Origin of the sequence: Bradyrhizobium sp. sGM-13 (assembly GCF_018398875.1) — a bacterium.
Taxonomy (GTDB): Bacteria; Pseudomonadota; Alphaproteobacteria; order Rhizobiales; family Xanthobacteraceae; genus Bradyrhizobium.
The window spans coordinates 85,214-103,635 of the sequence record NZ_JAGWDK010000017.1 but is presented as its reverse complement, the minus strand read 5'-3'; the positions used below and the strand labels follow the sequence as shown (position 1 = coordinate 103,635).

The window sequence follows — 18,422 nt, the reverse complement described above, 5'->3', positions numbered from 1 at the left end:
CCGGCTTCTGATCGTGTGCAATTCCAGCTCTGAGATCGTACCTTTCAGGCCGAGCAGCAGGCGGCCATTGGGTGTCCCAGGATCATAGACGCCATCCCGGTCGGCGATCAAACAACGACGGTGCCCGCAGACATCAAGCAGCGGGTACCAATCCGAACAATTCCGCGCCAGGCGCGTCACGTCCATCGATAGGATAAGGCCAACCTCACCAAGAGTGACGCGGGCGACCAAGTCCTTGAAGCCTTTCCGGTGCGCTGCGCCAGCGCCGCTCTGCCCAAGATCGCTGTCAATCACATCGATGTCCGCCTCGCGCCATCCGAGCTCGCGAGCACGCTGCGAGAGGGCGTACTGAAGCCTTAGGCTTTCTTGATTGGTGATCACTTGGTGTGGCGTCGACTGCCGCACACATACACCACTGCTTTGCGGTCCAGGTGATCCGGCTTGACGAGTTCCGAGCCCATCGCTCATCTCCCGCAGGACTTGGCCGAGATCCTCTGCGATCGCCTGCCGGAGCGCTTCCGGCAGACTGCGCCAGACCTCTCGAGGTTCGATGGGCATGTGCCCCCGCTCTCTTCGGCCAACGCGATTAAGTCCTGCAGCGCGTCGAGGCTCAGCTTGGTTGGCGCGGCGCGCAGCAAGCCGTTCCGCTCAAGATTCGTCACCCCGAGCGGCAGAAGAAGCGTGAGACCGAATCGGTAACGTACACGCGCAAAGAGCTCCTTGCACGCTCCGCGTGTTGTCGTCTCCTTGCCGATCGAGATTAAGCGATAGCGCCGACCGTAAAGCGGATGACGCGGATCAACGACTTCCACCTCTTCGGAGGTCGCCACGTCATCGTTACTCTTATGGGTATCTCCCGACGCTCCTCAAGGAACGTGGCGTCCAACGCGAGTTGGATAAACATTTTGTGATTGAACTTGCCAGCCAATCTGATTTCACTCGCTTCATGAATTTGAAGTCGGATGATCTTCCTTCGGACCTCGCGAGAGCCCAGGCGGCGCTGCTGGTCGAGCGTGAAGCGCGGCAAAGGGTCGAGGCTGAGCGTGATGCGGCCGTGGCTGAAGCCGCCAGCGCGAAGGCAAAGCTGTCCGACACCGAAGCGCTGATCGCTCATCTGCAGCTCAGGATCGAAAAGCTGAAACGCGAGTTGCATGGGTCGCGCTCCGAACCCACGGCGCGGCTGATCGAGCAGTTGAAAGATCTGGTAATGTCGGCGACCGAGGATGAGCTTGCAGCTCGGGCCGCGGCGGCGAAAACCCAGACCGTGCGCGCGTTCACGCGCAAGCGGCCGGTACGCAAGGCCTGGCCGGATGACATCGAACGCGAGCGCGTCGTCATCGATCCCCCCGTGCCGCGCGGCAAACAGTGTGGAAGTGCGTCAATCGGGTTGTCGCGCTCTTCGCACCCAGATTGCCGCTCTATACCCCCCACCACCTGCGCCTGCTGTGGCGGGGCGCGGTTGTCGAAGCTGGGCGAGGATGTAACCAGGACATTGGAGGCGATCCCGCGCCGCTTCTGACTGGGCTGGGATGGGCGGCAGCTTCGGCAAGATTGTGCTTTGGAAAAGAGCTGCGCAACATCGGAATTCGGACGTGGGGCAAGAAAATGTTGTTTTGACCGACGTTCTGCGTCTGGTCAGGATTGGTGCATCACCGCTGGATCAGTAAGCTCTTCGGACTCGCATCTCCTTCCCGGAGAACAGGACGTGCGGCAGCCGAAGGTCTGCCAATCGATATTCGCCGGGTATTTTTGCCTCACCACAATCCACCAGTCCGTTTCAGGACGCGAGCATTCTCGTGGCGGCGCTCCGGTATTTCGGGATGGTCTTTGCCAAGTCCCTATAGACAAAGCAGCCGGCATAGGGCGGAGTCTCAAGGATCGCCGTCACGGCCGATTCTGTCGCAGCCTGACAGCGCGGTTCCTTATGGCGGTCACGGCGACGCGGTCATCCCCGTTGCCTCCAGTAGCACGCCAGACCCCATGGAATTGCAACCGACGGTACCTGGGTTTTCTTGTGCATCCGGAAAAACGCCCTTCGTCAGCTACTCGTCAGCCAGCCTGTCTATCCAGACAGGCTGCGCATTCTCGCCCATATCGGAGATGGAATATGACGGGCATTGACCGACCTGGCAAATCGCACGTTGGGGCTGCAGGAGCCGACAGCACGTGGGGATCGAGCAGTTTGAGCCCGGAGCCCGGTCCCGCCCCCGGGCAAGGCAGGCAATCATTCGACTCCGTCGTGGAGCGGATGCGCTCCGGGCCTCAAGATAGAACGGCGCCGCTCGTGAGCCAGCCACCAACTTCGGGTGTGGCAGCCCCAAGAGGCGACGAGAACAAGGCAGCAAAGCGAAAAATGCGCAGCCTGCTTGAGGACCTTGATGCTTGTCGTAATGTGGCCACGCAAGCCCGGAACCCGTCGGAGGCGCAAGAGCTGATCGATCAAGTCGTCAAGGCAGGCTCAGCAGTTCTGGACTACTACGCGGGCCTGCCCCGAGATATGGCGCGTAGCATTCTGTCCGACAAGCAGGCTCGCCGACTCCGCGACGAGACGCTCGATGCGGCGGACGAATGCAACGCCGTGGCCACGTGGACTATCCACGACTTGGAGGCGAGCAGGAAGAAAGCAGCAGCCGTGCTCGACCAGATGCGCCAATCCAACGCGCCGCCCGGCCAGCTGAGCCGAGCGGTTTCCAGCGTGGCGAAGCACTACCTGGCCTGCATGGAGTGGTGGGGAAAGAAGGCATTGCGCTCGGAACGGATGCAGTCCGTCTGCGCGGCCACTGCCAACTTGCCAAGCACTACGCCCGAGATGCGGAAGGCCGAAGAGGCCGCACTACGGCTGCATACCGGCTGGGCACTTAATACGAAGTGCATGTATCTGCAATCGCGGATCGCTCTCGCGCAGCTCATGATTGTGCCGCAGGCGAGCACGTTCGGACCAGCCGTGAGGGAAATCCTCATGGGTGAGAACGGGCGAGTGCGTCTGCTCGGGACCTTCATCGAGGATGTTTTTCCGGCATTCCTCTCGACGGCCGACGCGGTTTTAAACAGCAACGGAGCGGCACTCGACGCAGAGCACTGCACCGTTCTGGAAGGAGTCATGGAGCGGCTTTCGGAATTTGCGTCAGGGGTGAACGGCATCGTTGCCAGGCTAAGGGATGCCGGAACGGATGCCGACCTTCCATTGGAACTGTTGAACCAGATCGTGGAAGGTGCATGGGTCACCGCGCACGAAGTCACGCGACTTTTGGCAGTGCAGCCAAAGAGGCCAGTCCTGATTGAACCGCCTGCCCAGGCTGCGATACCGGAAAATACCGTCTTATTGGCTGAGGGCCACGCGGCGCGCAGGAAGGGGAAAGGCAAGCGCGCACCGGCCGCAGGCGAGAGGAGTTCAACTGCCGGGCTGCGCGAGCCGCAGCTCGCCAGGCCCGACGCTGCCACGGCCCCGACAGCCAAGGTTATCGTACTCTCGGATCTGGGTACGAAGAAACTCGCGAGTGCAGAGGAGGCACGCGCGAGGGCGTCATCATCGGCGACCGGGCACCTGGAGATGTGGCAGGCTCCGCCCTCCAGGAACGCACTGACGGGATTACTCAAGCGATTGGACGAGCTGCTGCAGTTCGATCTGCCGGCTCAGCAAAGCGCCGTCTCGCAAGCGCGCCAGATGAAGCCCGAGGACGCCAACCACGTCGTGGATCTCGTCGTTAAGCGCCTGCAGACGCAGGCCGCCGAGATTGAGGCCTGTGTAGCCGCGCTGGAGGAGCCTCGCCGACGTGGCCTACTCACGCCTGCGCAAGTGCCGGAAGTGCACGAAAAAATAGTCCGGCTTAAGGCGATGTTGTCCGAGGTTCAGGGACAGACAAACTCATTGAACGCGCGAAAGGCGGCGATCACGATCGATTGCATGAAGACCTACGCGTTTCCGTCGCAGAAGTACCTTGAACAGTTGCGGGCGGCCGAGGAACTGGCGTCTGTGGATCCACCGCGCGCCTTGAAGGGCGAGCCAGGGACGCTGTTCGAGATCAAGCTGCAGCCCAAGGCGCTGCGTAGTGGTGCGATGCCAAGCCCGATGTGGGTGCACATCCATACGAAGCGGCCGGTACATGCGTGGCAGTTGGCGTCGCTGGGTGACGCCGACTTCGCCGCTTGCCACGTGAAGTCCAATGAACAGCGTGGCTACAATCGGCATTGGCAGAGCGCCCAAGCTGCGACGGGGCACGAGAACGTTGTGATTCACCGTGGCAAGCTCACGCCTGCGTTCTGTAAGTCGTTGTTGAGCATTGCCCCGTGGTACCCCCTTCCCGAGGCGGAGCACGCGTCGATGCAGTTCGCGCGCCTCGGGATGTAGTTACCTGAGTGTCTCGCGCCAGAGCGTCGCTGTGGTGACGCCATCAAGCAGACCGTTATCACCGAGAGGAAATCCTCGATGAGCTCGAAGCCGGCGCGGGCTCCCTCGAACAGATCGACAACGGGGGCCGACTGAAATTCGATCGGGAGCGTCGTGACCCCGACTTCCTTCTGCTTGGCAGCTGAACCGTCAAATGCCGGCGATCGGCGGCACACCGCTCGAGGATTGGGACGCCCGGAGGTAATTTAGCGCGGTAAGGACTCTCCTCCTGTCGTAGCTGTCGCCTATGAACTGCCGGACATCATCGTTGAGCGAAGCGTCATTGAGTCGACCGGCGATGGCCTGCTTGTTGTTATCAAAGAGCCAGCGGCCCAAGCCGAGAAGATAATCTACATGGCCCTTGGCGGTGCGCTCAGTGGCCGTCTTCTTGAGTGCGTTCTCAAGCCCCAAATGAGGGGCGCATCCTCGGCATAAAGAGGCTGCCTTCTGCGACGGACGAAATCCCCACTTGATTGGAGCGGCTGCGGCACCGAAATGCCCGGCATCGCCTTACCGCCGCTACCTTGCGACTACTCGGGAGTAGTCCTCCCAGCGCGGTTGCGTCATGGACATAGGTTCCGGTGGTGGCGCGCCGACTGGATCAGTGGGGGCTGCCTGCGAGGGTCTGAATTGGCAAATTCGCCCAGCTGGCGCCTAAAGGCCGCCGCATCTGCGGACGAGAACTCCGGTGTCCTCTCCTGCGGGTCCGCGTTGCCCGATTGTTGATGTAGTCGGTTAGTTAAAGGAGATCCATCCGTTCTCACTTTCGAAAATTTAGGCCGATCCGAAGCTAGGCTCGGATCTGATGTGGAATTTCAGACGGCAGACCGAGAACGATCAAGGCTTCAACTGCGAATCTGCTTCTGGACGTCGGACCTCAACAACAAACCAGCGTACGTTCCCAAGGGGCCGCTTCCAAGCAGCTGAGCATCGGGCACTCCAATGTTCTTCCGGTGTCATCAGCCGTCTTTCGGGCGTCCGGAGACCACACTTTGCTATGTGGAGCTGTCGAGAACCTGACGACCCAGCGCTCTTCAGCCGTCCGGCGTCAGGGCAGCATCATGCGCGCGCCTACGATCAAGCGGAGACCTTAGCGTGCCGCATTGACTACAACCGAGCGCGCAGTTGTAAGTCCGCAAAACACCTTAAAGGATCATGGTGCAACTTTCTCGCGAGGAGCGTCACAAAACCGCTCGCCCGATCGATGGCCTTGCGGTCTCATTTGTTGATTCCGGGGGAGCGCACGGGATGATGCCTTTAGCTCGGCCGCTAACCGGACGCGGCGAGGGGCTCTCTAGGATTAGGTGCTGTGGACTTTTGGGGATTCCCTTGAGGCGGCAATCAGATTCAAGGCTGCTTTTTGGGGGACAGTCTTGGGTGTGATGGACGGCTTGGTCTTGAGCGACGCGGCGTGGGATCGGATAGGGCCACTGATCATCGGCCGGCCCGATCAAAGGGGATCGACGGGACGCGACCACCGGATGTCGTGGAGGGCGTCCTTTGGATTGTGCGCACGGGTGCTCCCTGGCGTGATCTTCCAGAGCTGTTTGGCGATTGGAACAGCGTTTTCCGGCCCTTCAGTCGCTGAACACCCAGGTTGTTTGGTGGCGAATCTTCGAGGCGATGTCCGCTAATCCGGACTTCGAATACCTGATCGTTGATTCCACCATCGTCCGAGCCCATCAGCACGCTGCCGGGGCTAAAAAAAGGGCCTGAAGATCGAGCCATCGGCCGTTCTCGCGATGGCCTGAGCACCAAGATCCACATGGTCGTCCGAGGCTTGGGATGCCCGTGCGGCTCATACTAACTGCGGGTCAGAACGGTGATACACCGCAAGCCGCAGCCTTGATAGAGGGATTATCCGCCGAAGTCGTCATGGCTGACACGGCCTATGACGCGGACCACTTACGCCTAGCCAACGCCCGCCAAGAGCGGACTGTCATTCCCAACAACCGGTCACGGGGGCTCAAATATCCGCTCGACAAGCATCTCTACGCCCAGAAACATCGTGTGGAATGCGGCTTCAGCAAGCTCAAGCAGTTCCGACGCGTAGCAACCCGCCTCGAAAAACCGCCCGAAGCGATTGCGCCGTCGTCACTCTCCAGCCATCATGCTCTGGATGTGAAATAAGTGTCCACACGACCCATCTGCTTAGTACCTATCAAACCCGCAGAAGCTGACGAATTCGCTTCCGTGCGTCCAGCTGGCAATTGTGCGACACGCTCTCCGATATCCTTACGATCTACGAGTCTCTGCGAGTCGCAAGAAGTTCATCAGTAGCAGCTGCCCTTGTTGAGTGAGTATCGATTCCGGGTGGAACTGCACGCCATAGGTCGGGTGAGAGCGATGTGCGAGGGCCATGATCTCGCCTTCGTCCGAACGCGCTGTCACTGCGAGTTGCGGTGCGCATGACCCGTCGAGCTCAACAACAAGCGAATGGTAGCGTCCAACGCAGAGTGGGGACGAAAGGTCCTTGAACAGTCCGCGGCCGTCATGGGCTACGTATGAGGACCGGCCGTGCATGGGACGACGTGCACGCGCCACGCGTCCGCCGAACGCGCTCCCAATGCACTGGTGTCCGAGGCAGATGCCCAGAATTGGGACGCGACCTGACAGTTCGCGGATGACGGCGGTCGAGATTCCGGCCTGAAGTGGTGTGCAGGGACCAGGGGAGAGGACCACGGCGCGCGGCTTGAGGCCGGTAAGGTCGCTGACGCTGACGGCGTCGTTCCGTATCACTGCCGTTGCTGCACCTAGCTTGCGGAAATAGCGGGCAATGTTGAAGACAAAGGAGTCGTAGTTGTCGATGATGACAATCAAAATGCACCACAGCTCCCAGCACGAAATGCGTCAAAGATTCGCTGCGCCTTGGCGAGCGTCTCCTCGTATTCGGCCTCTGGATCCGACATCGCCGTGATCCCGCTCCCTGCATAAAACACAGCCAAGTCATCGTCGAATGTGACCGTGCGGATCGCAATGTTCGTATCCATGTGCCCGTTGAAGCCGATAAAGCCGATCGCCCCGCAATAGACCTCTCGCGCCACCCGCTCGATCTCCGCAATAATTTCCATCGATCGCACCTTGGGCGCCCCGGTGATGGAGCCGCCGGGAAAGCACGCTCGCAGTAAGGTGACGGCGTCTTCATCTCCGGCAAGTTCACCCGTCACGGTCGACACGAGGTGGTGCACTGAGGCATAGGATTCCAGGGCACACAGCGCTGGAACCTCGACCGACTGCGGCGTGCAAACACGTGACAGATCGTTGCGCAGGAGGTCGACGATCATCGTGTTCTCGGCACGGTCCTTTTCGGACGCGAGGAGGAGTTCAGCGCGGCGCCGGTCGTCCTTGGAATCAGCGGAGCGCGCGATCGTGCCCTTGATCGGGCGCGTTTCGACCTGCCGTCCATTAAGTTTGAGGAATCGTTCTGGCGAGCTCGAGGCAATGGTCAGCCTGCCATAGCGCAGGAGGGCCGCAAAGGGGGCCGGGTTCAACGACCGCAGCCGACAATAGAAAGCCAGCGGATCAAATGAGCTCGACAGGCGGGCGCTGAAGCGCTGCGCAATGTTCGCTTGGAAGATGTCGCCAGCCAGAATCAAGTCGATGACGCGCTGCACCGCCGCAATGTAGCCCTCACGGCTGAAGTTCGAATGCCATGCGCCCGCTGTGGCGGGGAGGTCATTCCGCGGCGCCCTTGGGCCGGCGAGCCGCGCTGCAAACTCATCGGCCCGACGGCGCGCACGCTCGCGCCGTCGTGCGAGATCCTGCTCCGGCCATCCGGTCGAGACGAGCCAGCATTTTTCGTCACGGTGGTCGAAGCTGATGACCACATCATAGAAATGCAGGATGGATTGCGGCAACCTCTGACCGGAAATTGCCGGCGCGGGCAGTCGCTCCAGTGTCCTGTTCAGATCATAAGCAAAGAAGCCGGCCGCACCACCCTGGAACGGCGGCAGATCGGGACGATGCTCTTCGCGGTACCTGGCGAGCAGGGTGCGAAGAGCTCGCCACGGATTGCCCGCAAGAGTCTCTCCGTTGCAACTCGCCTGTCCGTCCGCGACCATATAGGTGCTGAAGGGGTCGCAGGCCATATAGGAGTAGCGCCCGAGCAGCTGCGGTGCAGCGCTATCGAGGAACGTCAGGTGCGGGCGATGCGCGAGACAGCGCATCGCGGTGACAGGCTCAATCCACTGCAGTTCGCGGACGTGCATCGCCTTGTCACTCACCGACGATTGGCGTGCTGGTGAGACGCGCTCCGATTACGAATCCCCACCCCGACGAGAGCGACGCTCGTCTGGCTCCGCAAGGTCTTGAGATCGATTGCCAGGTTAACCCCCGCCGGTGGACCCGAAGCGCCCACTACCTTGGCTTACCGCTGCCGTCGAGGCGAACCGCGCATCTGTGGCTACATTATAGTCGGCCGCGAACCGCAGCTCCCGGAGGGATCGTACCCGCCTGATCGATTCCTGGTAGAGATCGTGCGCTTTGTATGCTGCGAGCTCCGTCTCGTTGTCGAACTCACCATAAACCACCACGTCGATCTCGTTGCCAAGCTGGTCGGTCTTGCGGTTGCGCGCAACCTCGAGCCGGCGTGCATGCGGGATTGTGGTGAGAAGCGAAAGGCCCTCGATGATTTGGTCGATATGGGCCCGATCTTTGGCGCTGAACAAGACGATGTGACGAATCATGGATGGCCTTAAGGAGTGATGTCGCAAGGAGGTCGCATAACTAGCTTAGGAACGAGCCCGCTGCAACGGCGGGCGGCCGCAAGCCGCCTCGCGCGGCAAAACGGTCGAAGGTTTGACGCTCTTGCGCTTCGCCCGCGGTCGGCAACGCAACTCGCCAGATCTCATTCCTGGTCAGGACGCGGGAAGGGCGAGGCGCTCAATCGTTTGAATGTGGCGCGCGAGCAGACTACAGGCCTGGTCGGTGTTGCGCGCTCGCAGGGCTTGCAGAATCAGGCGGTGATCCTGATTGGACCGCGGTCGCCAGCCGCTACTGCGCGCCACCGCGAACACGACTCGTGAATTTGCAAGCTGTAGTCCGTCGAGGCTCGCGAGCAGGCGCGGCATCGCGCAGGGCGCCACCAGCGCGTGGTGAAAGGCGCGGTTGGCCATTTCAAAGTCCTGAATCGTTTGGGCATTGTCTCCTTCAATCAGGGCAAGCTCGATCCGTGCCAAATGTCTAGAGGTGAGCTTTGGCGCCGCATTGCGCAACGCGACCACTTCGAGCGCGGCACGCATCTCGGCGATCTCCTTCACCGAATTGGTATCGAGCGGAGCAACCCGCATACCGCGACGGGGCACGCCGACGACAAGCTGTTGGGCCTGAAGTTGCCGAAACGCCTCGCGCACCGGGACGTGGCTGGAGTTGAATTCTCGCGCGACATGATCCTGCCGGAGTGGGGCGTCTGGTTGCAGCGCGCCGCTGACAATGCGCGCAGCGATTGCCGCTGCAATGCGACCCGCCATCGTCGTGTTCTCGTCGTCCGTCATAGATTATCTATCAAATTATGCGCCGGCCGTGCGCGACGACTCGGCCGTAGCAATCGAGAATGGCCTCTTTTTGCAGATTTTCTGCAATCCGGGCAGATTTCCGGGGCCTTTGAGCGTTGACACATCTTTATGTTCGTCTTGGAGAACGCATAGAAGGGTCCAACGGACGGGCACACATAATAAATAATCGACGTCCTTATCTATTAAAAATTGGGAAGGCAAGTTGTATGGTTGCTGTCGTGGGAGTAGAAGGGAATGACAGGGGCAACGGCGTGCCGGTCCGAAGTGACTGGGGGCGAGCCGAGGCCGGCGCGCTTTATGGCCTGCCGTTTGCCGACCTGATGTTTCAGGCGCAGAGCATTCATCGCGATAACTTCGATCCAAACCGCGTCGAAACAGCAAGCCTGCTCAGCATCAAGACCGGCGGTTGTCCGGAAGACTGCGGCTACTGCGCGCAGAGCGCGCACTACGACACCAGCCTGAAAGCCACCCGCCTGATGGATCGCGCCGATGTGGTCGTCACTGCGCAGCGCGCCAAGGATGCCGGCGCGACTCGCTTCTGCATGGCCGCCGCCTGGCGCGGTCCAAAAGATCGCGATCTCGATCAGATCTGCGACATGGTCACCGCGGTTAAAGGGCTTGGCATGGAAACCTGCGTCACGCTCGGCATGCTGACGCCTAAGCAGGCCGCACGGCTCTCTGAGGCCGGTCTCGACTTCTACAATCACAACGTTGACACCTCGCCGGAGTTCTACGACAAAATCATCACCACCCGCACCCTGCAGGACCGCGTCGACACACTTGCGCACGTCCGCGATGCCGGCATCAAGGTGTGCAGTGGCGGCATTATCGGCATGGGCGAGCGCCTCGAGGACCGGCTCGGCATGCTCGTCCTGCTCGCCAATCTGCCGAGCCATCCGCAAAGCGTGCCAATCAATCTATGGAACGAGGTCACGGGCGTACCGGTCTATGACACCGCGGAGCGCCCCAATCCGATCGCGCTGGTGCGCCTGATAGCGACGGCCCGAATCATGATGCCGAAGAGCGTGGTGCGGTTATCCGCCGGACGGCAGTACATGACCGACGAATTGCAGGCGCTGTGCTTTTTGGCCGGCGCAAATTCGATCTTTATCGGCGATGTACTGTTGACCACCAAGAACCCGCAGCGCGACCGCGACGCGAGTTTGTTGCACCGGCTCGGCATCACGTCCGGGCTTGCCTGATTGAAAACAGCTAAACGGGCGCTATGCGCAAACTCCGGCTTAGGTGAGAAATGCAGATTACGTTGATGAAAGGCAAAATCCATCGCGCCTCGGTAACCGAAGCCGATCTGTACCTTGAAGGTTCGATTTCGATTGATCGGGCGCTGCTGGACGCGGCGGGATTCCTGATCAACGAGCGCGTCGAAATCTACAACATCGAAACCGGAGCGAGTTTCGCCACCGAGGTGATGGAAGCGCCCCGCGGGTCTGGCGCCATAGATTTGAACGGTGCGGCTGCGCGGCTCGCGATGCCCGGAGACAAAATTATTATCGTTGCATATGCCTCCTTTGATGAGGCGGAAGCAAAAATCTTCAGGCCGCGTGTTGTGCTGGTCGACGGAGAAAATCGCATCTTGTCACGTTGAAAGCTAAGGTCGCTGCTGAAGCAGTTGTTCTTAGCGGCCAATGGAATTCTTGCGCGATGGATCGTGATCCTGGAGTGAAGAATGAACGCAAACCACGCGGCCAAAGTTGCCGATTATGTCGCGGCCTTGCATGCCCTGAAACACGACAATCGCCTGCGGAGTCTCAGGCCGCGCGCGGGAATTGATTTCGCATCGAACGATTATCTGGCGCTCGCGAGCGCGCCGCGTATGAAAAAGGCTCTCATGGCCGCTCTCCAGGCCGGCACACCAATCGGCGCTGGCGGGTCGCGGCTTCTCCGCGGCAATTGCGAGGAGCACGAAGTTCTCGAAGCAGCCGCTGCCAGGTTCTTTGGGGCAGAGACGGCGCTTTTCTTTAGCGGCGGTTATGTCGCAAACTTTGCTATCCTAACAACGCTGCCGCAGCGGGGCGATTTGCTTGTCCTCGATTCGCTCGTGCACGCGAGTATTCATGAAGGAGCGCGAGCTGGCCGGGCCGACTTTCGGATAAGCGCCCATAATGACCTCCAGTCGATCGAAAACACAATTCTTGACTGGCGGGCCAAAGGCGGAGTGGGCCGCGTCTGGATCGTGGTCGAAAGTCTCTACAGCATGGATGGCGATTTCGCGCCGCTCGAAGAGCTGGTCGCGATTGCGGACCGGCACGATGCATTCCTGATGGTGGATGAGGCTCATGCCACAGGCGTTTACGGCGAGCAGGGACGAGGACTCACCGCGCCCCATGAAAGGCGCGAAAATCTCTTGGTCGTTCATACCTGCGGCAAGGCGCTGGGTACGGCCGGCGCGCTTGTCACTGCCTCCGGCGTGCTGCGCGACTTTATGATCAATCGCTGCCGTCCGTTTATCTACGCCACGGCGCCATCACCCTTGACGGCTGTCGCCGTGCGCGAGGCAATCTTGATCCTGCAGCAGGAACCCGAGCGTCAGCAACGTTTGGCCAACCTGGTCGCATTCACGCATCGGGAGATCGGCGTGCGCGGTTTGCGAAATACTTCGGACTCGCAGATCGTGCCCTATATTGTTGGCGACAACTCGCGTGCGATGCGGCTTGCATCGAGGCTGCAGGCTCGCGGCTTCGATATCCGCGGAATCCGGCCGCCAACTGTGCCGGCGGGCACAGCCCGTTTGCGAATTTCACTGACACTCAACGTTGTGGAGGACGACGTGCGCGCGATGCTCGATGCTCTCATGGAGGAGACGAGAGGTGAATCTCGATGAGTCAGCGGATCGTGGTAACAGGCACAGATACCGGGATCGGAAAAACGGTTTTTTCTGCGGGACTCGCCGATCTCCTCGGCGCGAACTATTGGAAACCGATTCAGGCCGGCCTCGAAGGGGAGACCGATACGGAGCTCGTCGCACGGCTGGGCAGCCTTTCAGCCGATCGCATCGTGCCGGAGCTTTACCGCCTTCGAACGCCCGCTTCGCCCTATCATTCCGCCGAAATTGATGGAGTTCGCATTGACGCGGATTCGCTGGATGTGCCGGATACCGGGGAACGACCGCTAGTGATCGAGGGTGCCGGCGGGCTGATGGTGCCGCTGAGTCTCGGCGCAGTTTATGCTGACGTCTTTGAGCGATGGCGGCTTCCAGTCGTGCTTTGCGCAAGAACAGCGCTGGGCACCATTAATCACTCGCTGCTGTCGATAGAGGCTCTGCGAAAGCGCCAGATCGAGCTTCTTGGGATTGCGTTCATTGGCGAGAGAAATTCTGAGACTGAGAGCGCAATTTGCGAGATCGGGCGGGTGCGTTGGTTAGGGCGATTGCCCTGGCTTTCTCCTCTCACGGCAGACACGCTGCAGGCCGCGTTCAAAGCCTCATTCCGCGGTGATGATTTCAAGCCATGATGCCAAAGACGAAGTCGCCGATCTGGCATCCGTTCACGCAACACGCGCTTCAAAACGAGATGACAAAGGTTGTGCGTGGTGAAGGGGCCTATCTCCACACCGCCGATGGTCGCCGCATCATCGATGCAATCTCATCCTGGTGGGTCGTGACGCATGGTCATTGCCATCCACATATCGTGAGCGCCATCCGGGAACAGGCAGGCAAGCTCAACCAGATCATCTTCGCCGGCTATACCCACGATCCGGCCGAGGAGGTTGCGGCGCTACTCTTGAAACTGGCACCCCGCGGCCTCGACCATGTCTTCTTCTCCGACAGTGGCTCAGCCAGTGTGGAAGTGGCCTTAAAAATGGCACTCGGCTACTGGCATAATATCGGCAAACAGCGAATACGCATCATCGTGATGCAAGATTCCTACCACGGCGATACGGTTGGGGCGATGTCGGTCGGTGCCCGAGGCGTGTTCAACGCTGCGTATGGGCCGCTGCTGTTCGACGTCACCTCAATCCCATTCCCCGCGGGAGGTCGTGAGCAGGCGACGCTCGACGCGCTCGAGTCCGCATGTCGAAACGAAATGCCGGCCGCCTTTATTGTGGAGCCTCTGATATTGGGGGCAGGCGGGATGCTGATGTACCCAGCCTGGGTGCTAAGAGAGATGAAGCGGATCTGCGAGGCCTCGGATGTCCTGTTCATTGCCGACGAGGTCATGACGGGCTGGGGCCGCACCGGAACGTTATTTGCCTGTGAGCAGGCCAATGTCACGCCCGATATTGCCTGCTATTCGAAGGGACTTACGGGAGGGGCGCTTCCGCTCGCCGTGACACTCTGCCGCGCAGATATTTTCGACGCACACTATTCGAAAGATCGTACGCGTACGTTCTTTCATTCGAGTTCATATACCGCGAATCCTGTAGCCTGCGCCGCCGCAAAGGCCAACCTGGATCTCTGGCAAGATCAGGAAACTCGCCAACGTGTTGCATCGGTCGCCACGATGCAAGAGCAGGCAATTGAGCCATTCCGCGCCGACCCTCGCTTTGCAAACATCCGTCAAACTGGTACCATTACAGCACTCGATCTGAAAACGAATGATGCGGGCTATCTCGCGGGCATCGGTCCGAAGCTTCAGGCTTTCTTTAAAGCCCGCAATCTGCTGCTGCGGCCGCTCGGCAACACGATCTATGTGATGCCGCCTTATTGCGTCACGGCGATAGATCTTGACCAAATCTATGCCGCCATCAGGGATTCTGCCGATGCGCAGGCTTGAGGACGCGCTTGGTGCGTGTAGCCACCATTAAACGTCTCCGCACGTTCTCTAAGGAGCGCGAACACCTCGGATTCGCCTAGGCAGCGGCAAAATCGGCATCTCACCCAGCCCACAGTGACCATGCATTTCGAGCAGCTGGAGATAAAAATCGGATTGCCGCCTTTGACACCGCAAAGCACGAGGTGGCAGCGACGAGATCGGGGCGAGTGCTAGCACACGCACCCCATCAGCAAGGCCTGTTGAAATCGGTCGAAGAAACGCGTGCGAGCGCAGGATTTAACCGTCAACGCTCCGCTCATTGCATCAATCAAGACGAAAATATTCGTTACAGATTGGAAATCTCAGCGAAGGACGCCGATTGAGCCGTCGCTTCACCAGGGAGGCGCACATCAGGGTCAAACTCTTGCCCCCAGCGCCCGTACCTACCGCGAGACTTGGCATCGCCGACGCGGCATTTCACGTGCGGGCGTGGTGCTGAGGCGAAGAAAGTGCAGGGGCTATCCACCTAACGCCGATAGGAGGCGAAAATGCGCAACAGCTCCCATATTCCCTACTACGGTCCAGTGAGGTGCTGTGCGATATGCGGCGGAAAGTTCGGGCTGATCCGCTACTACTGCTGGCGAACGGCCCTTTGTTCGAACAAATGCGTCGACCACTTCAAGGCGCGGCGGGAGGCCGACCACAAATGGCTTCGCTGGTTGCGAGCGGCTTAAATGTGGCACCGAGTCGCGGGAGACAGGCGCGCGGCAGAAGCGCATTAGCGGAGTTGACAAACTTCTCATTAGAATTCGGTGTGACGCTAGAGTAGCATGGAAGCATCAAGTGACAGACACGTCGGCAACAATCATCGACTTCACTGCTTACAGGATGAACAAGCGTGCTGCGGCTGAGCTTTCGCGCGACGAAGTTTACTCGACCGCGCCCTATCGAGCGGTCGCATCCTTCTATTTCTTCTGGCCTTTTCTGGCCTGGATCCCGTTTGGTTTGCTGGATCTGCCCGCGTCGGACCAGGAGCCTTCGTGAGCAATCCCCGGACGCTGCGATGGGAATTAGCGACAGAGATGGTTGCGCGACGACTAACGTTTGTGCGTAGTTCTCCAATTTTGGAGAGGCAAGATCCTTCCTTCCCTCTACCATTGACGGTTTTCTCTCGAATTCCCTAGGAATCATTGGCTGCAGGGATACGGGGCGAGCGATCGACCGGGATCTAAAATGAGCCACAGTTCGGAGCAGCCTCTTGAACGTGTCGCCATCCAATGCTGCAGCGGTGGACAGTGGAGGGACGTCGTGTCGCCGGGGCACAGCGTACGAGGCTATTACGACACGCATCGTCGACGTCATCCTGGCCGGAGATAGCGTTGGCAACGTCTGCCTCGGATTCGGCAAACACAGTGCCGGTCAGTGGCCATGGGAATTATTACTTAGATGCGGTTGCGCGCACACAGGCCAGACCCATGCCTTGCTTCTGGCGGAACGCCGGAGGCTTCCTTCAGCGTGGCAGGGACGCCGTGAAGCCCAAGGGTGGTGCCAAGCGTGTCGAAATGGCGCGTGCCTTGGTCGATTCCGAAATCCTATGACGAACCGTCTCGGCCTCACCCCTCAGAGCGTTAATGTCATGGGTGGATCCAAGGTGCAGGGAAGGAAAGCCGATGAGAACCAAACGACTGAGTGCTAAGAAAAAACGGAAACTTGCACTGGATAGGTGTTTTCGTGGATGAGCAGTTTTTAAACGACCGGGCCCAGATCATTCGCGATCTAGCGGACAAGGCAGACCCTTTCACCAGAAAAAGGCTGCTGGACCTAGCGGAACGGTATGACAGACGGATGAGACCGACGGTCTCAGATGACAAAGCACGGCGCAACTAATTGGTCGTCTGGAAGTATTCCGACGGATCTGGCGGCTCACGGTTGATTCGATGTGGCCGATTTCGTGAACTCGATATACATGAGCGACGCTCTGGAGTCCGCTTGAAGATACCCGACCGCAACCTTTCTTGCAGAGCCGCTCGCCCGAAGACGCGAAGGCAGCTTATTACAATTACGAAGACGTCAATCGCCGGCCTTGCGGAGGCGTCCTATTCGCGAAATCAAATCGAAAATTGGATGGGTGACCGTACGCCGGCATTTACGAACGACTCTTCGCCAAGGGGCTAATGACCCTGTATCTGCGCGAGAACCTACTCGCACCATGCGTTTTTGCGTTCAAAGCCCATTGAATCCTGCAAGTCAATCTCTTGCTGGAGGCAGAAAAAAGGCCGCGCGAATGTTACGCGCGGCCAAGTCAGGGAGGAAACGCCCCAAGGGGCCGCTGAAGGAGCATCGAGATGAGTAGATCGATCACTCACCGAGAACTCCAAGCTTGTGAGAACATCAGTGTTACGAGATGCCCTTTTAGTCGTCTCTAGTCGCGCGAACAAATGATCGAATACTCGAGTTCTTGCGCCGTTTGGCGGTGATTTTTGCGCATGTGTCGCATCTTTTGTGCAAAGATGATCAACTGGACGCAGCGTGCAGCTCAACGCATCGGTCGGTCTACCGCGATAAGCCCGGATGCCTAGGGAGGTCACCGTTTCCCTTCGTTGTTCAGGCGGGATGGTCATCTCGGCGACACTCGTCACGGGTTTCGGTGATCTATTATAGTCTGTATGTAACGTACACTGCGAATTCAGAATCTTGAGCAGCTACAGGCCGATAGGAATGTCAATGTAGCGCATCGATGGGTCGTCGGCGTCCACCGGACCGAGCTCGTCCCAGGCCGACAGCCAAGCCGCAAGCACTGCCGATGTCTGCTCCAAGGCCTGCACCTGGCGAAGCGTCACGCGGAATATGGCGCAGGCAAAATGGTCCTTTCGGAGTGCGACGGTGGATGGTTCAAGTCCGCAGACGACGGAATGGATGACATGCCGCTCGAAGGCCACGAGATCGGGGTTGCCCGTAACTTTCAAGCAAGGGCCTGAAAGGTGATGCGGCAGTCATGCCTGAACGGGCGTTTTTGGCCAAGGTGGTCGCGGAGCGGATGCAGGGGATAGAGATGCGCGCAGGTGGGCAACCCTCGGGCAATGGCTACGTCACTGCATGGGTACGGCGATGCGACAGTACTTTCGGCAAAGATATGGGTGTGCCTCGCGATACAGCACATAAGCGCGTGCAGAGTTGGAGGCGGGCGCCTACCGATTTTCCCGGCGCGCTCAACACCGCGGAAATGTTCCTGCCTTTGCCGAGCGGATGCCGGGCGTGCCGCTGCTCGCCAACATGACCGCCTTCGGCAAGACGCCGTTGCTTTGCGGTGGCAGAATTCGAGGTAACTATTCAATGGTGATCTGGCCGGTGTCTGCGCTGCGGGTGGCTAACAAGGCGCAGGAAGATCTGTAAGCTGCGATCGCGCGACCACGGCACCCACAAGATTGTCGATCGAATCCAGACGCGCGCCGAACTCTATGCGACGATCGGGCCGCACGACGACGAGGCGCTAGATGCCTCCGTTGTCCAGACGATCGCTCCCGAGAACCGAACGGAACGGCCCTCTTGCAGGTAATCGGAGATGTCGAGGCTCTCCGGATTGATCCGGAGCTAAGAGGGAAGCCGGTGCGATGCCGGCGCTGCCCCCGCAACTGTAAGCGGCGAGCCGCTGTCCAATAGAAGTCACTGAAGCCACGCGGCTTCGGGAAGGCCGGATAGCAGCGACGACCCGCGAGCCGGGAGACCTGGCCCGACAACATATTCGTCCACGGGCGGGGTGTCCCGGTGGTGCGCCAAGCAGTTGCCGCTTCGGCGGCTTTTTCTGCACGC

At 59.6% G+C, this 18,422-nt stretch carries 15 protein-coding genes, 4 pseudogenes and 1 riboswitch; of the genes and pseudogenes, 11 read left to right on the top strand and 8 right to left on the bottom strand.

The window, feature by feature from the left end; genetic code table 11:
- Nucleotides 1–21: 21 nt before the first annotated feature.
- Nucleotides 22–468: pseudogene (locus KJQ96_RS40390) on the bottom strand (recombinase family protein); the annotation flags it as partial.
- Nucleotides 469–946: 478 nt separating this feature from the next.
- On the opposite strand from KJQ96_RS40390, the pseudogene KJQ96_RS24645 reads away from it, so the two are divergent.
- Both KJQ96_RS24645 and KJQ96_RS24640 read left to right on the top strand, forming a co-directional pair.
- Nucleotides 947–1,516: pseudogene (locus KJQ96_RS24645) on the top strand (IS66 family transposase zinc-finger binding domain-containing protein); the annotation flags it as partial.
- A 591-nt stretch (nt 1,517–2,107) separates the two neighbouring features.
- Nucleotides 2,108–4,348 (top strand): hypothetical protein, encoded by a 2,241-nt coding sequence (locus tag KJQ96_RS24640; protein ID WP_213289035.1) that lies wholly within the window; start codon nt 2,108–2,110, stop codon nt 4,346–4,348.
- 189 nt (nt 4,349–4,537) lie between these two features.
- Here KJQ96_RS24640 and KJQ96_RS24635 read toward each other — a convergent pair whose 3' ends face one another.
- On the bottom strand, nt 4,538–4,798 hold the full coding sequence (locus tag KJQ96_RS24635; RefSeq protein WP_213251440.1) for a hypothetical protein: 261 nt from the start codon (nt 4,796–4,798) through the stop codon (nt 4,538–4,540).
- Between the two features lie 962 nt (nt 4,799–5,760).
- On the opposite strand from KJQ96_RS24635, the pseudogene KJQ96_RS24630 reads away from it, so the two are divergent.
- Nucleotides 5,761–6,517, top strand: a pseudogene (locus KJQ96_RS24630) (IS5 family transposase).
- Between the two features lie 105 nt (nt 6,518–6,622).
- On the opposite strand, the gene KJQ96_RS24625 reads toward KJQ96_RS24630, so the two are convergent.
- The 4 genes from KJQ96_RS24625 to KJQ96_RS24610 form a co-directional block, all read right to left on the bottom strand.
- Nucleotides 6,623–7,207, bottom strand: a complete 585-nt coding sequence (locus tag KJQ96_RS24625; protein WP_213251441.1) for an aminodeoxychorismate/anthranilate synthase component II — start codon at nt 7,205–7,207, stop codon at nt 6,623–6,625.
- Nucleotides 7,204–8,595 (bottom strand): aminodeoxychorismate synthase component I, encoded by a 1,392-nt coding sequence (pabB, locus tag KJQ96_RS24620; RefSeq protein WP_057854455.1) that lies wholly within the window; start codon nt 8,593–8,595, stop codon nt 7,204–7,206. The genes KJQ96_RS24625 and pabB overlap by 4 nt, the downstream gene beginning before the upstream one ends.
- Before the next feature lie 117 nt (nt 8,596–8,712).
- Nucleotides 8,713–9,072, bottom strand: a complete 360-nt coding sequence (locus tag KJQ96_RS24615; RefSeq protein WP_213251442.1) for a Dabb family protein — start codon at nt 9,070–9,072, stop codon at nt 8,713–8,715.
- Between the two features lie 171 nt (nt 9,073–9,243).
- Nucleotides 9,244–9,879 carry a GntR family transcriptional regulator gene (locus KJQ96_RS24610; protein WP_057854457.1) on the bottom strand — a complete coding sequence of 212 codons (636 nt, stop codon included), beginning with the start codon at nt 9,877–9,879 and terminating at the stop codon, nt 9,244–9,246.
- 227 nt (nt 9,880–10,106) lie between these two features.
- On the opposite strand from KJQ96_RS24610, the gene bioB reads away from it, so the two are divergent.
- The 7 genes and pseudogenes from bioB to KJQ96_RS40385 all read left to right on the top strand — a co-directional run.
- Nucleotides 10,107–11,102, top strand: coding sequence for a biotin synthase BioB (gene bioB / locus KJQ96_RS24605; RefSeq protein WP_213251443.1), 996 nt, complete (start codon nt 10,107–10,109; stop codon nt 11,100–11,102).
- A 50-nt stretch (nt 11,103–11,152) separates the two neighbouring features.
- The gene (gene panD, locus KJQ96_RS24600) at nt 11,153–11,506 is read left to right on the top strand and encodes an aspartate 1-decarboxylase (protein WP_057846713.1); all 354 of its coding nucleotides are present in this window, start codon (nt 11,153–11,155) and stop codon (nt 11,504–11,506) included.
- An 81-nt stretch (nt 11,507–11,587) separates the two neighbouring features.
- Complete coding sequence (locus KJQ96_RS24595) at nt 11,588–12,742, top strand: 8-amino-7-oxononanoate synthase (protein WP_213289034.1); 1,155 nt, start codon at nt 11,588–11,590, stop codon at nt 12,740–12,742.
- Nucleotides 12,739–13,371: a dethiobiotin synthase gene (bioD, locus tag KJQ96_RS24590; protein WP_057854461.1), complete on the top strand. Its 633-nt coding sequence runs from the start codon at nt 12,739–12,741 to the stop codon at nt 13,369–13,371. The genes KJQ96_RS24595 and bioD overlap by 4 nt, the downstream gene beginning before the upstream one ends.
- Nucleotides 13,368–14,633: an adenosylmethionine--8-amino-7-oxononanoate transaminase gene (locus KJQ96_RS24585; RefSeq protein ID WP_057846716.1), complete on the top strand. Its 1,266-nt coding sequence runs from the start codon at nt 13,368–13,370 to the stop codon at nt 14,631–14,633. The genes bioD and KJQ96_RS24585 overlap by 4 nt, the downstream gene beginning before the upstream one ends.
- Before the next feature lie 822 nt (nt 14,634–15,455).
- Complete coding sequence (locus KJQ96_RS24580; RefSeq protein ID WP_145963732.1) at nt 15,456–15,656, top strand: hypothetical protein; 201 nt, start codon at nt 15,456–15,458, stop codon at nt 15,654–15,656.
- Between the two features lie 189 nt (nt 15,657–15,845).
- Nucleotides 15,846–16,275: pseudogene (locus tag KJQ96_RS40385) on the top strand (3-methyl-2-oxobutanoate hydroxymethyltransferase); the annotation flags it as partial.
- A 1,039-nt stretch (nt 16,276–17,314) separates the two neighbouring features.
- Here the strand turns inward: KJQ96_RS40385 and KJQ96_RS24575 are convergent.
- Complete coding sequence (locus KJQ96_RS24575) at nt 17,315–17,578, bottom strand: hypothetical protein (protein WP_213289033.1); 264 nt, start codon at nt 17,576–17,578, stop codon at nt 17,315–17,317.
- The gene (locus KJQ96_RS42105) at nt 17,575–17,772 is read right to left on the bottom strand and encodes a DUF6925 family protein (RefSeq protein ID WP_374226579.1); all 198 of its coding nucleotides are present in this window, start codon (nt 17,770–17,772) and stop codon (nt 17,575–17,577) included. The genes KJQ96_RS24575 and KJQ96_RS42105 overlap by 4 nt, the downstream gene beginning before the upstream one ends.
- A gap of 14 nt (nt 17,773–17,786) precedes the next feature.
- Here KJQ96_RS42105 and KJQ96_RS41795 point away from each other — a divergent pair, with 14 nt between their 5' ends.
- The gene (locus KJQ96_RS41795) at nt 17,787–18,005 is read left to right on the top strand and encodes a hypothetical protein (RefSeq protein ID WP_197427507.1); all 219 of its coding nucleotides are present in this window, start codon (nt 17,787–17,789) and stop codon (nt 18,003–18,005) included.
- Between the two features lie 159 nt (nt 18,006–18,164).
- A riboswitch (cobalamin riboswitch) is annotated at nt 18,165–18,360 on the top strand.
- The last annotated feature ends 62 nt before the right edge of the window (nt 18,361–18,422 follow it).

Excerpts from the sequence above, each read along its gene's own strand:
- KJQ96_RS24615 (WP_213251442.1), bottom strand. The coding sequence starts at position 9,072 with ATGATTCGTCACATCGTCTTGTTCAGCGCCAAAGATCGGGCCCATATC.
- KJQ96_RS42105 (WP_374226579.1), bottom strand. The coding sequence starts at position 17,772 with ATGTGCTGTATCGCGAGGCACACCCATATCTTTGCCGAAAGTACTGTC.
- KJQ96_RS24640 (WP_213289035.1), top strand. The coding sequence starts at position 2,108 with ATGACGGGCATTGACCGACCTGGCAAATCGCACGTTGGGGCTGCAGGA.
- pabB (WP_057854455.1), bottom strand. The coding sequence starts at position 8,595 with ATGCACGTCCGCGAACTGCAGTGGATTGAGCCTGTCACCGCGATGCGC.
- bioB (WP_213251443.1), top strand. The coding sequence starts at position 10,107 with ATGGTTGCTGTCGTGGGAGTAGAAGGGAATGACAGGGGCAACGGCGTG.
- KJQ96_RS24585 (WP_057846716.1), top strand. The coding sequence starts at position 13,368 with ATGATGCCAAAGACGAAGTCGCCGATCTGGCATCCGTTCACGCAACAC.
- panD (WP_057846713.1), top strand. The coding sequence starts at position 11,153 with ATGCAGATTACGTTGATGAAAGGCAAAATCCATCGCGCCTCGGTAACC.
- bioD (WP_057854461.1), top strand. The coding sequence starts at position 12,739 with ATGAGTCAGCGGATCGTGGTAACAGGCACAGATACCGGGATCGGAAAA.
- KJQ96_RS24610 (WP_057854457.1), bottom strand. The coding sequence starts at position 9,879 with ATGACGGACGACGAGAACACGACGATGGCGGGTCGCATTGCAGCGGCA.
- KJQ96_RS24595 (WP_213289034.1), top strand. The coding sequence starts at position 11,588 with ATGAACGCAAACCACGCGGCCAAAGTTGCCGATTATGTCGCGGCCTTG.